Source organism: Mycoplasma sp. 527 (assembly GCF_053851595.1).
Genome location: NZ_JBSQAY010000002.1, coordinates 41,831 through 56,612, shown reverse-complemented (window position 1 = coordinate 56,612; position 14,782 = coordinate 41,831). Strand labels below are relative to the sequence as shown.

The 14,782-nt window shown below is 27.7% G+C and carries 12 protein-coding genes; 7 read left to right on the top strand and 5 right to left on the bottom strand.

The genetic code is table 4. From position 1 onward, the window contains the following. Positions 1–58 precede the first annotated feature (58 nt). A complete protein-coding gene (locus tag ACWXVQ_RS01295; RefSeq protein WP_456013296.1) occupies positions 59–1,798 on the bottom strand; it encodes an MIP family Ig-specific serine endopeptidase in 1,740 nt (579 codons plus the stop codon). Between the two features lie 213 nt (positions 1,799–2,011). Between ACWXVQ_RS01295 and ACWXVQ_RS01290 the strand changes: the two genes are divergently transcribed. Beyond that, positions 2,012–2,527: a hypothetical protein gene (locus ACWXVQ_RS01290; RefSeq protein ID WP_438340475.1), complete on the top strand. Its 516-nt coding sequence runs from the start codon at positions 2,012–2,014 to the stop codon at positions 2,525–2,527. Positions 2,528–2,620: 93 nt separating this feature from the next. On the opposite strand, the gene ACWXVQ_RS01285 is transcribed toward ACWXVQ_RS01290, so the two are convergent. Genes ACWXVQ_RS01285 through ACWXVQ_RS01275 form a run of 3 tightly spaced genes read right to left on the bottom strand, consistent with a single transcriptional unit; the run spans position 2,621 to position 5,802 of the window. Next, complete coding sequence (locus ACWXVQ_RS01285; protein WP_456013294.1) at positions 2,621–3,406, bottom strand: hypothetical protein; 786 nt, start codon at positions 3,404–3,406, stop codon at positions 2,621–2,623. Beyond that, complete coding sequence (locus tag ACWXVQ_RS01280; protein WP_456013292.1) at positions 3,393–5,210, bottom strand: MAG3240 family lipoprotein; 1,818 nt, start codon at positions 5,208–5,210, stop codon at positions 3,393–3,395. Before ACWXVQ_RS01280 ends, ACWXVQ_RS01285 begins: the two co-directional genes overlap by 14 nt. Position 5,211: 1 nt before the next feature. After that, positions 5,212–5,802, bottom strand: a complete 591-nt coding sequence (locus ACWXVQ_RS01275) for a hypothetical protein (RefSeq protein ID WP_456001833.1) — start codon at positions 5,800–5,802, stop codon at positions 5,212–5,214. Between the two features lie 393 nt (positions 5,803–6,195). Here ACWXVQ_RS01275 and ACWXVQ_RS01270 point away from each other — a divergent pair, with 393 nt between their 5' ends. The 5 genes from ACWXVQ_RS01270 (at position 6,196) to lon (ending at position 13,016) form a co-directional block, all read left to right on the top strand. Further along, a complete protein-coding gene (locus ACWXVQ_RS01270; RefSeq protein ID WP_456013290.1) occupies positions 6,196–7,755 on the top strand; it encodes a M28 family metallopeptidase in 1,560 nt (519 codons plus the stop codon). Positions 7,756–7,885: 130 nt separating this feature from the next. Continuing rightward, positions 7,886–8,563 carry a glycerol-3-phosphate 1-O-acyltransferase PlsY gene (plsY, locus tag ACWXVQ_RS01265; protein ID WP_438340470.1) on the top strand — a complete coding sequence of 226 codons (678 nt, stop codon included), beginning with the start codon at positions 7,886–7,888 and terminating at the stop codon, positions 8,561–8,563. A 67-nt stretch (positions 8,564–8,630) separates the two neighbouring features. After that, positions 8,631–9,623 (top strand): heat-inducible transcriptional repressor HrcA, encoded by a 993-nt coding sequence (hrcA, locus tag ACWXVQ_RS01260; RefSeq protein WP_438340469.1) that lies wholly within the window; start codon positions 8,631–8,633, stop codon positions 9,621–9,623. Further along, on the top strand, positions 9,623–10,441 hold the full coding sequence (locus ACWXVQ_RS01255) for a nucleotide exchange factor GrpE (RefSeq protein WP_456013288.1): 819 nt from the start codon (positions 9,623–9,625) through the stop codon (positions 10,439–10,441). The genes hrcA and ACWXVQ_RS01255 overlap by 1 nt, the downstream gene beginning before the upstream one ends. A 64-nt stretch (positions 10,442–10,505) precedes the next feature. Continuing rightward, positions 10,506–13,016: an endopeptidase La gene (gene lon / locus ACWXVQ_RS01250; protein ID WP_455993761.1), complete on the top strand. Its 2,511-nt coding sequence runs from the start codon at positions 10,506–10,508 to the stop codon at positions 13,014–13,016. Positions 13,017–13,055: 39 nt separating this feature from the next. Here lon and gap read toward each other — a convergent pair whose 3' ends face one another. After that, positions 13,056–14,057, bottom strand: coding sequence for a type I glyceraldehyde-3-phosphate dehydrogenase (gene gap / locus ACWXVQ_RS01245; protein WP_456013286.1), 1,002 nt, complete (start codon positions 14,055–14,057; stop codon positions 13,056–13,058). A gap of 490 nt (positions 14,058–14,547) precedes the next feature. Here gap and ACWXVQ_RS01240 point away from each other — a divergent pair, with 490 nt between their 5' ends. After that, positions 14,548–14,772, top strand: coding sequence for a hypothetical protein (locus ACWXVQ_RS01240; protein WP_438340465.1), 225 nt, complete (start codon positions 14,548–14,550; stop codon positions 14,770–14,772). The last annotated feature ends 10 nt before the right edge of the window (positions 14,773–14,782 follow it).

The window sequence follows — 14,782 nt, the reverse complement described above, 5'->3', positions numbered from 1 at the left end:
TTAAAAAGTTTATAAGGGGGATTTTGTATTTTTTTGATAATCCTTATGTAAAAAGAAACTATACACCGTTTTCAAATAAAACCGTTTTATTAAAACCTTTAAAGAAATCATCTTGTTCAGATAAAATTTTAAGATTTTGTCTGAAAGATTTTTCTTGGTTTGGATATAACTCTTTATTACTTCCATCTATTAAATTATGTTTTGGTCCATAGAATAAATCATTTGAATTTTGAACTAAGAAAGTAAAGGCGCCTCATTTTGTTGTATCTTTAATGTTAGGGGTTAGTGCTGAAAGAGATGAATATATTCCAACAGGCATTCCAAATTCATTTACAGCAAGAGAACCACTTGCCCCATAATATAAACTGCTATTTAGAACTTGTGCCTGTACACCGATGCCATATGATATGGTTTTTTCAGATAATAGATTTTCAACTGGCGCACTACTTAAGAAGCTTTTATTTGTGAAAGTGTAATCTTCAATTTTTATGTTCTTAGGATAGTTTTTTCAGAAGTATTGATTATTTCCACTATCATTATCAGAAGGAAAGCCTGCTATATATATTCTTTTTGCATTTGGACTTAAAATTTCATTTTCGCTATCAAAGTTTTTATATTGTTCCTTGTGAAGATAGGCTGAGTAGTAGTCATATGCAATATAGGGAACTTTTGATTTATCATGGTTAGGATATTGCTTTGATGAAAATAATGTTACATCATTATTAATGCTGTTGATGCCTTTATTAATATGTTCTAGTAATTTCTTTAAATCTTGATTTGTTTCGGCTTGTTTTTTAAGTTCGTTGAATTTAATTTTTATAGCAAATACAGCAAAGTCTTTTCCAATTCTTTGGGTTTTATTGATATTAGGTTGATAGTTTGGATGCTTCTTTAATATTTCTTCATTTGTTTTCTTATCAAAGAAGTCCGTTGCGACAAAAACAGTTTTTGGATTTGAAAAAATTTGATCTCCAACAAGTTTTACATCTCTTACATCTTTTTTATATTTTTGATCATTTGAATTTATAAAATAGCTAACAATATTTTCATTGCCTTCGTGTTTTCCTGACTCGATAGGTTCTAAATTAGCATCACCCAAAGGTATGCCAATACCAAATGAAACAACTCTAGCATCTTTTTGCTCTTCGCTAGTAAAATATTCCGGAAACGTTTCTTTTAATTTATTGTCTAATGCATTGTATGCATATTGATATACATGAGCATTTGTTGCTATATATAACATTAGTTCTTCAGAATTTTCAACTCCATTTTTTCAAGCATAATCAAGTATTCAACCAGTTCCAGTTGATAAGAAAGGAATTTCATCTTTATCTCTTTTTCCATCATCAAGACTTTGTGTAATGGTATTAAATGAAATAGCAAAAGATCTGTCTAATATTTTTCTATATGCTTCAGTTTGTTTTATCTCTAACTCCGGTTTATTAATTGCTGGTTTTGGTTTTTGCAATCCTGGGAAGTTTGGCGGTATTATAGGGAATTGAGGTATTTGCGGGGCGTTATTGTCTTTTTTACTATGCGGATTTAATGGATTTTCCGGCGAAGATTGCTCTTTAGAAATTTCGGGTTGCTTAGGTGTTGGCAACGGTAATGGAATTGGTTCTTGGTTTTCTGATTTTTTGTTTGAATTTATAGAATCAGTATTTGTATTATCATTTTTTTCTTTTTTATTATCATCTTCAGACTTCGGCTCATGGTTTGGTTGTTTAGTTTCGATACATGAAGTGGTTAACAGTGCTAATGTAGGAATTCAACTAAGTAATAATAATTTCTTTTTCATATTGCTCCTATTTTTACTTATTATTTTTTACAATAATTTTATATTATTTTTTCTAATAAAATAATTTAGGTTTCCTTAATTTGGCCAAACTTGTTTTTTGTACAATAATTAATAAAAATATTTTAGTATTTAAAAATTATTTAAATAAAAACATAAGTATGCTCTTTTTTAAAAAAATAAAACATAATTTTTTGTTGTATTAAAATATGTGTTATGAAATCAATAATAAGAAAATCTTTATTTAATAAAAAATTAAGTTTTTTATCGATCGGGTTATGCATAGCAATTAGTCCTGTTTTGATATCATGTGCTAATTCTAATAAAATAGATGATAGTCAGCGACAAAAACCTATGTTACTTAATGCTTCGCAACTATCAAGCATTAGAAATGAATTTGTTTTTAGGTTATCTGATGAAGCACAAAAAGAATATAATGCCGAACAAGATAATGCAATGGCGAGATTTATTCAAGTAATAGAAAAGCTTAACAAAAAATACAATAATAAGAAACATGATGATGGTGATAAGATTGCTAATGATGTTGAATTTAAAAAGTATTTTTTTCTTCATAAACCCGATATAACAAAAGTTAGCAAATCTCATCGGATTGATATTAGATTTAAGGTTGATACTATTACGAGACAAATCGATTTATTTTATGATGTAATTTGTTTTGATTTACGTGTTAACGAGGAAGTTAATGCCAAAATCCCAATGGAAATTGATTAAGTTTTTTCTCTTAAGTTTTTTATTTATTTTAATAGCTTGTAGTCAATTGGACTACAAGCTATATTTAATATTTTTTTAGACCTATAGTAAAAGTTAAAAGAATTCTTGTTGATTGTTTTCTTCAAGATTAGAAATTATTAAATCAATATTAACGTCAAGATTTACATGGTTGATATTGTCATAAATGAAAATTTTTGCCTTGTGATATTCATTTAAGAAGTTTTTAAGTTCTTGTTTCTTTATCATGTTTGATATTTGCGCTAGTTTTTCTTTTAAGGCAATCATTAAATTTTTAATTGGTATTTTTTTAGCTGCGTAAATGTTATCAGCAAAATCCTTGTTATAGATATATTGTTTAAAATCATTATCTAGTTTGCTAGTATATTGGTCTTTTGTCAGTTTTTTTAGGTTATCATTATCAAATTTGAATTGTTCTAAATAAAAATTAAGATTTGATAGAGATTTAATAGCTGAATTAAAAAGATTGTAAAAATCATCAAGCAGTCTTGAAAAATCATTGAGTAATTCAGGTTTTTTGTTATGTCAAAAAGAATTGTAATATTTTGTTAGCCCATCCTTATTTTGACTTATACTTTGCTCTTCAATTAATTCTTTTAGTTTATCTTTGACTATATCATAGTTTTCAAAAAAGGTATAGTAAGCATAATTAAAAGTCCGCATTGTTTTTTTTATTTCTAAAGCGGTTTTTGTTATTTTTTTATCAAATTGCATTTCTAAGGGATTGAGATCTTCATTTGCCTTAAAACCTTGTACATTTTTCGATGATTTTATTTCGATGCCGCTTGTTGCGTTGCATGAGATAGTTAGTAACCCGATTGAAGGAATTAAAAGGGAAGCTAAAATATTATATTTTTTCATTATAGTGTCCTTTAGAAACAATTGTAAAAACTGGTGTTTCGTTACTAAACTCAAATAAATTTTTTACTTTTATATCTATATAATAAAAAGGTTTCTCGCCCTTGTTTTTGTAAAGAAAATCTTTTTCTGAGTTAAATTTGTAAAAATAAAATTTTAAAGTAGTTTCATCTCCAACGGTTTCATTTTTGGCTAATTCTATCTTTTTGATTCCGCTATTAAGATTTGAATTTTGAATTTCGAGAGCATATGCAAGAAGGTAATTGTTTAAATAAGCAGTTAAGAGTTTTAATTGATCCTGTGTATTGCTATTCGGATTAACAATGTGTTTTTTTCAATTTATTAAGGCATAATTTATTAGTGAATTAAATAAGGGGTTATTAACAAAATCATCTAGTTTTATGCCGTTGAAGGTTGGTTTTTTTTCTTTTCTATATATTGCATAGTCGCTACTTTCTAATTTATCAACAGCTGCCAGCTTAGTTGATATAGCCTTTAAAAAGTGTCCATGGTCGTCAAAGTTTGAACTTAATAGTACATAGTCTTTTGTTGTTTTATCTTTTTTAAAAACCCTAATAATCATTTTGATTAATTGGCTAGTTTCATAGTAATTTGTAAATTGAATATCTATTACTTTATATTTTTCATCAATATTTTTATATATGTCTGGAATATCGAATTCTAGGTAATCTTTAAAATTAGAAAATAAATATACCAAACCTCTCGAGTTTCAATAATCGATGCTATTATAGCCTTTGATAAATGAATTTATATCCTTTCCTAGGTTTATGTTTTCATTTTGTTTTATGATTAAAAATGGATTTTTTACATAATCATTAAATAAAGGTAGTGTTTCGCTAAGGCCATTATTGCCAACACCAAATTTTTGTTCAGTGGCATAATTTCTAAAACCATTAATATAAAAGGTTTTATTTTTAATTGCATTATTTACAATGCTTTTATCATCAAAATCAATAATGTCTTCAATTTGAAAACTAATAAAACTTTGGTTTGAAAAATCATTTTCCTGAACTCTTGCCTTTGTTCAATTTATGTTAATTTTTTTAATATTAAGATCAAATTTATTTAAATATAAAATAAGAAAATTAATAAATGTATTTCTGAAAATTTCATTTTCAGGCCTTAATCAAGAACTGGCTTGAATGAATTCGTTGTTAAAAATATTACGCGTAATAAAGGCTTCACCTGCTTTATTTAAAAGGGAATTTTTATTCATTAATCCGCTGTTTGTTTTTATATCGTTAACAAGACGAAATATTACTGTTTGAAAATCAAAAAAATATGGATCATAAACGCGGTAATAATCTGTATCTTTGTTTTTGTTAGCAAGATAATAAAATCAAAGGTTAGAATATCCTCCTGCTTTTCTTATTTCCTTAAAGTCATATTGAGTAAATAAGTCATCAAAATTTTTAAAAGTAGAGTTATTTGTCCGTTCTATTTTGTAATTATCATATTTGGTTCTTATTTGTTTTCACGATTTTTGCAATTTGAATTCTGGTTTAAATTTGAGAGTGGGGTTAAATTCTAACTCATTGTTATTTGTAACCTTTTTAACTTGACCCAAATATTTTAAATAAGTTTTGCTAGATTGGTTTTGATTAATAAAAATGGGTTCAAAATTGTGCAGTGATGCTAGTTGTTGAGCGTTTAGTTTTGATAAGTATTTAGTGTTAATTTTTGATTCATCAATTAGAATTTTTTGTTGTCTTGCGCATGATATAGAAATAATTGGAAGCGCTAAACTTCCAATTATTCCGGCAAGTATTAATTTACTTGTTTTCATATTATTTATCAATAGGTAGTGTTAAATCTACAAAACCATGCCCTTCAGTTTGCTTTCCATCCAAACATTTAATTTTAAAGAAGTAAAAAATATTTCTTTTTTCGCTATTATAACCGAAGTAGCATTTTACATTATGGTTTCCAGCAAAATATTCTAAATTAGGAATATAAACTTTTATGTATTCATTAAAATCTGCATTGCGTAAGTCTTCAGGTGTAAAAAAGAATCTATCTTTATCATCTGAATCTTGATTTTTAGAGAATCATTTTATAATTTTTTCTCATAAACCATTAATATATTCATCTCTTGCAATATCGTCAGTAAGGCTGCTATACTCATCCCTAGCCTTGTCAGTCATAGTGAAGTTAGCGTTAGCAATTGTATCATTTACTTTAGCTCGCAATTCTTCCCCAATTAAAGAACCATCGCGATTAATAGAAGCATCAATGCTATTGCTTTGTTGAACGCCGCTATCTTTTTCTTGTTTATTTGTAGTTTGACTACAGCTAGTTAGCAAAACGGCTCCTGTAATAACGGGCGTTGCAGATAAAAAAAGTTTCAATATAGTCTTCTTCTTTTTAAATGTTTTCATAATCTAATACCTCTTTTAACATAATTATAAACTTTTTAGAAAAGATATATAAAAAAATAAAACACTGAAATTTTGGAAAATATGCATTATTTATTAAAGTGCAACTAGATTATATTTGTCAAACTGTTAATATTTTTATTATGTAAATCATATATTGGTAAACGAATATTGCTTAATTTAATTAAGAAATTTGCAACATGCTTTTTTAAAAGATGTCTTAATTTTAATTGAAAAATTGTTATTATTAATATATTTATTATAAATATTTTTTTGTTTAATCTGGTCGATTTTTGTGTATAAAAAAATAATATAGTTTAAAATATATTTATATTTTACAAATTGCTGAATGTTATTTTGTACAAATATAAAACAATTTAAGAAAGGAAATAGTTTATGAAACGTTCAATTAAGGCACTAATTGCCATGGGGGGGCTAACTGGCATTGCATTACCAATAATGGCAATCTCATGTTCAAATCCAAATAATCCAAAATCCACTGATGAAGTAGGGCTAAGAAATACATTTACAAATTTCTTGACTACTGTTCATGGTAGAAAAGCAGGAGATGATAATAACTTTAAAAAAGGTTCATTAGCGACGACAACTCTTCCTCACAACCCTAAAAAACTTTTGAATGATGGAATAAAGTTAGAAAAAGATAAAAGATTAACAACAGAAATAGTTGAAAAGAATTTACTATACAAATTTGGTGAAAAAGTAGATCAAAAAGTTAATAATTATGGTAGCTATTATGCATATAAATATTTAGTTAAAGAAATCGCAGATATGGGTTATACTAATTACACTCCAAATGGAATCACATATCCTGAATATGCTCATAAAAAAACTGTGCAATATGATGAAACCAAAGATAAAGCAATAGTTGATTCAATGAAGCAAAATTTAAAGAATGATGGCTTCTTTACACAAGGTTTTTTATTTGCAAATAATGGATACAATAATGTGGGTAATAATATTGTGGTAACAATTAACCCAAGTGCTAAATTAACTGATAATGGTAAAAGAAAAATTAAAGATTTTTACATTGTTTCTCATTATGACTCAATGAATAATGTAGGACCAGAAGGTATTTCATGAGGTGCAACTGATAATGCTACCGGTGTTACTGTTAATTTAAATTTATTAAAGTATTTCTCAGATCCTAAAAATAGAGATAATCTAAGTGTTAGATTACATTTAATTTTTGTTGATGGTGAAGAGCTTGGAAAACTAGGTTCAGAAGCGTTCGTAAAACAATTCTTAACTGGCGAAAAAAATGAATTACGCGATAATTCTTTAGGAATGATTAATATGGATACAGTTGCAGGCGGTGATTATATGTATATTCACTCTCCTAATACTGTTGATGATTTGAATGAGGAGTATGGCAAGGTTAAAAAGGATGAATGAAATTTATCTCCATTACTACGTGACCACATCAATATGCTTTCAAAAGAAAGAGCTAACAAAATAAAGGATGCTGATCAAGAATTAAAAATTCATCCGCAATTTGTTAAAACTGAATATAAAGAAGGTGAAACTGGAGACTGATCAGACCATGCTCCATTCTATCAAATCGCTAAATTACCAGTGGCTTATGTTGAATCAACAAACTTTGCAATTAAGGCAAAATCAGGTTTATATGATGGTTATGCTCAAACTATTAATCCTAAAGCTTGAGTATTAAAAAACGGTAAAACAATAGAAAAATTAAAAGAAAGAAAATTGGAAAATGGCCAAATTGTTCATGATTGACCTGATGGATTAACGAAAAAAGATTTTGCGATCCTTGGAGATATTTGACACAGTGATTTAGATACTCTAAAATGGGTTAATGATAACATTGGTCCAAAATTTTATAAACAACTAGATACTGTATTTCAAACTTTAAAGGCAACAGTATCATCATTACATAAAATTGAAGGAAATAACTTTAGTTACATTAAGCTATAAGCTAAAAATATTTGTTTTCAAAAAACATTACCTAATTATTAAGCAGGTAATGTTTTTTGTTTAATTTTTTTGATGTATACTTGTATTAATTTTGAATAATGATTTACTAAAATAATGTATTATTTTATTTATGTTCAATTGAAAATACGTGTGAGTTAATTTAATAATTTTAATACTAGGCTACTTAATTGGCTCGATTAATATTAGCATAATTATTTCAAAAAGAAAAAATCGTGATATTAGAAATTTTGGTTCAAAAAATGCAGGTGCGACAAATGCTTTAAGAGTCTTTGGTTTTAAATTTGCATTACTTGTTTTTTGCTTTGATATTTTTAAGTCTTTTATTCCCACAATCATTGTTTTTGCTATCAAAAAAGGGGTAAATAGTAATTTTATAATTCCTTTATTTGCAGGTTTGGGAGCATTAATTGGACATATTTTTCCTTGTTACTTTAATTTTAAAGGCGGCAAAGGTGTTGCTTCATTTTTTGGAATGATTTTGGCATTTGATTTTCCAACATTTTTATTGCTTGTACTGGTTTATATAACCTTAGTTTTAATCATAAGATATATTTCGATTTCATCCGTGGTTATATCAATTATTTTTGCTTTTTATTCATTTATTCCTTATTTTTATACATCTTGAATTCTTTCGTTTATAAACCATAATATTCCATTATGATCACATAGTTACATTTTAGTTTTTGCTTCTATATTAATTTTGTTGAAACACATTCCAAATTACATTAGATTATCAAATAAAGAAGAAAAGAAACTTAACTTATTTAGTAGTAAAATTAGCAATTAACTTTATAAAGTGCTAAAATAGTGCTAAAATATATATTATTAAATTTTAAGGAGGTGTTTTTTGTTTTATGGAATTAAAGGCACGCCACATAGAAATTTTTAAGATGATTGTTGAAAAATTTTTTGAGACCGGAGAACCTGTTGGATCTAAAAAATTAGTTGAATCAAAACACTTGACTTCTTCATCTGCAACTATTAGAAATATTATGTCTGATCTTGAAAAGATTGGTTTTCTAGAAAAACCGCATGTATCCGGTGGAAGAATACCTTCAACTAAAGGCCTTGAATACTATACGAAATATATTGCATATAATCCAAAAAAGTTTTTTAATAAAAGTTTGAGTGATATTCTTGTAAAGAAAAGATTGAGTGTAGATTCTACATTAGATGAAGCTGCTAATTTGATTAGTAAAATGGCACATTTTACTGTTGTTGCAACTTCCAATAATAAAGATGAAAAATTAAAAAGTATTCAATTGACACCTCTTGATACGTCTTCAGCAGTTATTGTTATTGTTACCAGTAGTGGTAATGTGCAAAATAAAATTTTTGATTTTAGCGATGATATTGCTTTAAATGATTTGAGAATTGCCGTGAGACTATTTAAAGAAAGACTAATTGATACGCCTTTAATTGAATTGGCCGAAAGAGCTAAGGCTTTGTTACCTTTATTTAAAGAAAGAATAGGCAATTATGAAAAAATATTAGAAAAGTTTGTAAAAACTATTTTCGTTTTTGAAGAAAAGATTCAAAATAAAACCTATAACAAAAACGCAATGATTTTATCAAAAGATATATCTCGTGAGGAATTGGTTGACTTATTAGATCTCATCGAAAAACATTCGGTATGATCAATGATTGAAAATAATTTGGATGAAGACAATAAAATTAAGCTTGATTTTTCAAGAGAAAATTTAAATATTATTAGTAAAAAAATTGACTTTGAGAACGATAAAAATATTAAGGAAATCTCAATTATGGGGCCTAAGAATATTGATATTGATGAATCATTAGAAACGTTAGACATATTGGCAAAAATAGTGCAAAAAGGAGATAAATAATGTGAGATTTTAAAAAATACGAAAAAGTAAATTTTGAGCTATGTGAGAAAGAAAATCACAAAGAAAAAATAACACACTTTTCATACGTTTGAGATTATGATGATGTTGATCCTATTATTAATGAAATATTAAACAAAGGTAAGAGTGAAGCTGATGATTTACTTGGTTATAGGATTAAGAAAAAAAGTTATGTTCTTAAATTAGTTTCAGTCGCTGATCTAGATGATTGAACAAAAAAAGTAATTGAAAAAAATGTCATTCTTACAAATGAACTTTCAGAAAAAAAAGATAGAATTAAATCTTTGGAAGAAACTATCGAAAAAATTAACAACGAAAAAGAGGAGTTAAGAGTTAAATCAATAATCGAAGCTAATAAATTTAAGGATGAGGTTATTGCAATTCAAAAGAAGGCCCAAGACTTAATTAGTGATCATAAACAAAAAAATAATGATCATCAAGAAAAACAAATTGCTGAAGCAAAGAAATATGCACTTCAATCTTTTATGGAAAATATAATTCAACCTATAAATAATTTTGAAAAAGCAATTCTTGCTGCTAAAAAAATTGATAATGATACATTGAAAAATTTTATCGTCGGATTTCATATGTTATATAATCAGGTTGAAAATATTCTGTCTGATTTTGGATTGAACAAAATTATTCCAAGTGTTGGTGATAAGTTTGATTCTAATATTCATCAAGTTTATGAATTGGCTGCATCAGATTTAGAAAAAGATACAATTTTAGAAGTAAAAAATATTGGTTATAAACTAAATGATAGAACTATTAAACCGGCATTAGTTATTGTTTCAAAATAATTCGCTATTTTTTCCTAAATTAGCAAATAAAAATAATAACGTAAATAGAATTTAATAAAATGAAATGAGGAAAAAAATGCAATTACCTTTTATACCAGTTAAGAAGCAGATAATACTGCCACAATCAATGGATGAAATAAGAGTAGGAAAGAAAAATTCGGTTCTTGCCTTACAAAGTGCATTGGATAGTAAGGAATCTAATAATAAGATATTAATAACTTTTATTAAGGAGCAATATATAAATGCCGAAGTAATTACCTCTTCGTCAATGCTAGAAGATTATGGCATTGTAGCTCTTATCAAAGAATCATCGGAAAATAAAGGTGTTTATAAAATAAGCCTTGATGCAGATAAAATTGTTAAAATTAATGAAATTCATTCGTCTGATACCAACCCGGAAGCACCGCTAATATATGCTTCATTTGAATACAAAAATGAAAAAGGGCAAAAGGTTGATATTGAAAAAATAAAAAATTCTATTGAATACTTAAATAATTTTGTTTTAAAACTTGAACCGCAAACAGATAAAAATTTTTCGTCAATTTCTAAACAGGTATTTAATTTTGAAAAAGTCAAAGATTTTGCAATGCAAATGAATTCACTGGTTAAATATAACAAGGAAGAAAAAATCGATGAATTGATATGAAAAAATTTTGCAATTATTAGAGAAGCCTTTACTCGAGATGAACTATTAGGTTTTTTGTCTTTAGATATTTACGATCTTATTAAAAATATCGCTGATAGATTAGCTTGAAAAAAAGAGTCAACAAATATTGACATAGAAATAACTAAGAAATTAAATGAAGAAATGGAAAGCTCACAAAGAGATTTTCTTCTTCGCGAAAAGATGAAGCAGTTAAGACAAATGCTTAATGATGAATCACAAAATAATGCCGAAAATATGGAAAAAGACCCAGAAACTAGCCGCAAGTTTCCTAAATATGTAATCGAAGCATTAAAGACTGAACAAGCTCGCTTGGCTGCCATGATGGCTTCGAGCCCAGAGGCAAATATCTCTAAAACATACATTGATTTAATTTTGGCATTACCATGAAGAAAAGTAAGTAAAGAATTAATTGATATAAATCATGTTAGAGAAGTTTTAAATAAACACCATTTTGGACTTGAAAAACCAAAAAAGAGAATTTTAGAATTTATTTCAGTTCTTACTCACAAACAAAATCAAAAAGAAACTGGTGATTATTTGCCTATTAAAAATGATTCTGACCATTTTATTGATACAAAATTATTCGTTCATAAAACTGGTGATACCTTGAATAATCCAGTTAATAATATTCCTATTTTAACCTTGATTGGTCCTCCGGGAACAGGGAAAACCACATTAGCAAAATCCATTGCGGAAGCTTTAAAAAGAAAATTTATCAAGGTATCGCTTGGTGGTGTAAAAGATGAAAGCGAAATTAGAGGGCATAGAAAAACCTATGTTGGGGCAATGCCTGGGAAAATTATCTCCGCTATTAAAAAGGCAGGTGTTTCTAACCCAGTTATTCTTCTTGACGAAATAGACAAAATGTCTTCTGATTTTAGAGGCGACCCAACTAGCGCTATGTTGGAGGTTCTTGACCCTGAACAAAATGCTAATTTTCAAGATCATTATCTTGACCTTGAATATGATTTATCAAAGGTTTTATTCATAGCTACTGCCAACTATTTTGATTCGATCCCACCCGCATTAGTTGATCGTGTTGAATTACTAGAATTGTCAACATATACCACTGCCGAAAAATTAGAAATAGCTAAAGCACACTTAATGCCCAAAGTTTTAGAACAGAATTCGCTTAAGGAATCGCAAATCCAAATTGATGATGAGGTTATAAAATTTATAATTCTTTCATATACAAGAGAAAGCGGTGTCCGTGAGCTCAAACGTTTATTAGATAATATAGCTCGTAAAATAGTTGTGAAAATATTAGATAATGAAATTAAGGATGAATTTAGAGTTTCTAAAGATGTTGTTGTTGATTTCTTAGGCCCAATTAGATTCGAAGATGATGAAAACGAAAATAGAGATCAAATCGGTGTTGTTAATGGCCTTGCATACACAAGCTTTGGAGGTTCTACACTAGCCATTGAGGTTACTACATTTCCGGGCAAAGACGGGATAAAATTAACCGGTCATTTAAAGGAAGTTATGAAGGAATCTGCACAAATTGCCTTAGGTTATGTGAGAGCAAATGCTGAAAAATTCGGAATTAATTTTGATTTTGATAATAAGGCAATTCACATCCACGTACCAGCGGGCGCTATTCCAAAAGACGGACCATCAGCCGGTGTTACATTTACTACTTCTATAATTAGTGCGCTAACTAGAAAACCGGTTCCCGCAAACATTGGTATGACTGGCGAGATAACGTTGAGAGGTAAAGTATTACCAATTGGTGGACTGAAAGAAAAATCATTAGCTGCATGTCAATTTGGAATTAAAAAAATATTTATTCCATATGACAATATTAAAAATTTAGTTGATGTACCAGAGGAAGTTAAAAAAGAAGTTACTTTTGTACCTGTGAAGTATTATGAAGAAATATTTGATGATATCTTTAAGACAAAATAATTAGAAAAAAACCTGCTTTAAAGCAGGTTTTTTTATTGTTTATTTTATGTTAACTAGATGCTTTAATGTTCTTATATATTGATTAACAAACGACGATTCGTTATCATATCATGCATAAACTTTGTATAATTTTTTGCCATCAACTTCTAATGCTTGAGTTAATTGAGCATCAAATATTGAACCAGCGGTTGAACCAATAATATCACTAGAAACAATAGGATCTTCAGTATAGAAAAAAGATTCTGAACTTGCATTTTTCATTGCCTTATTAATTTCCTCGACAGTTGTATCTCTTTTAAGCTCAACAGTAACATCGATAATTGACCCTGTAATAGTTGGAACTCTTAAAGCAATACCATTCATTTTACCCTTTAGCGTTGGGATAACCTTACCTATCGATTTAGCCGCACCTGTTGTGGTTGGAATCATATTTGAGGAAGCAGCTCTCGCTCTTCTTAAATCTGAATGAGGTGCATCTTGTAATCTTTGGTCTGCAGTGAATGAGTGTACAGTGGTCATGAAGCCTTTTTCAATACCGAATTCATTTTCTAAAACATTTAGAACAGGTGCTAGACAGTTTGTTGTACATGATGCCCCAGAAACAACAACATCGTCTTTTGTTAAAATATTTTCATTAACTGAATAAACTATAGTTTTTACATCCGCACTTTTTGAAGGGGCCGTAATTAAAACTTTTTTTGCTCCAGCATTAATATGTAGTTGGGCTAGTTCAGTTGTTAAGAATCTACCTGTACCTTCAACAACCACATCGACTGCCAATTGTTTTCAAGGGAGTTGAGCAGGATCTTTTTCACTAAATATTGGAAACTCTTTACCCTCCACAATTATTGATTTTTCAGTGTTTGAAACACTAAATGGAAACACGCCATGAGCTGTATCGTATTTTAATAAGTGCGCTAATGTTTTTGCATCAGTTAGGTCGTTGATTCCAACAATTTCAACATCTGCATCATTTCATATTTTTCTAAAGATTAAACGGCCTATTCTACCAAAGCCGTTAATTGCTATTTTTGCCTTCATTTTATTTATACTCCATAAATAATAAAATAATTAATTTAATATTAATAATTATAATTCTAAATAATTCTAAAATAACTTAAAAAAACAAAATATTAGGGATTTTTATAATATAGATAATTCCTTAAATTGTGTTATATTCTTAAACATTAAAATTTAACAAAATTAGCAATTTTGTCTTAAAAATTATAAATTCTATATTTTAAAAGAAAAAAATATTTTGTTTTTTGTTATTAAGTATTTTATTATTACAAATAATTATTTTTCAACTTAAATTAAGCTCTAAAAAAAAAAAAAAAAAACATTTTTTAACCCAAAAATTAATTATTTTTTTAAAAAAAGCGCTTAAAATAAGCAAAAAAATGCGAACTTAAATAAGTATTTATTTAAAAAATATGTTTTTTAGTTTAAACTATTAAATGAATTTACAAAAATTTTATTGTATTCAATAACAGTTAAATTTTCAATTTAAATAATGGAGGAGGGCAAAATTATGGACAATGTAAAGCCTGTTCATTTAGCAAGCGAAAAAGCCATAAATCGAAAAATAAAGGTATCAATAATCATTGGAACAATTTTTATTCTTTTATTTCTTGCTTTGTTAAGTGTAGCAATAGCATATTTAGCAGATTACTTGGTTTACATGAATACAGATAGTGATGGGCTATTATGAACCGTAGCACAACGCAGTAAAGGTTTATTTAACTTGTTTGGTTAAATAATAAAGG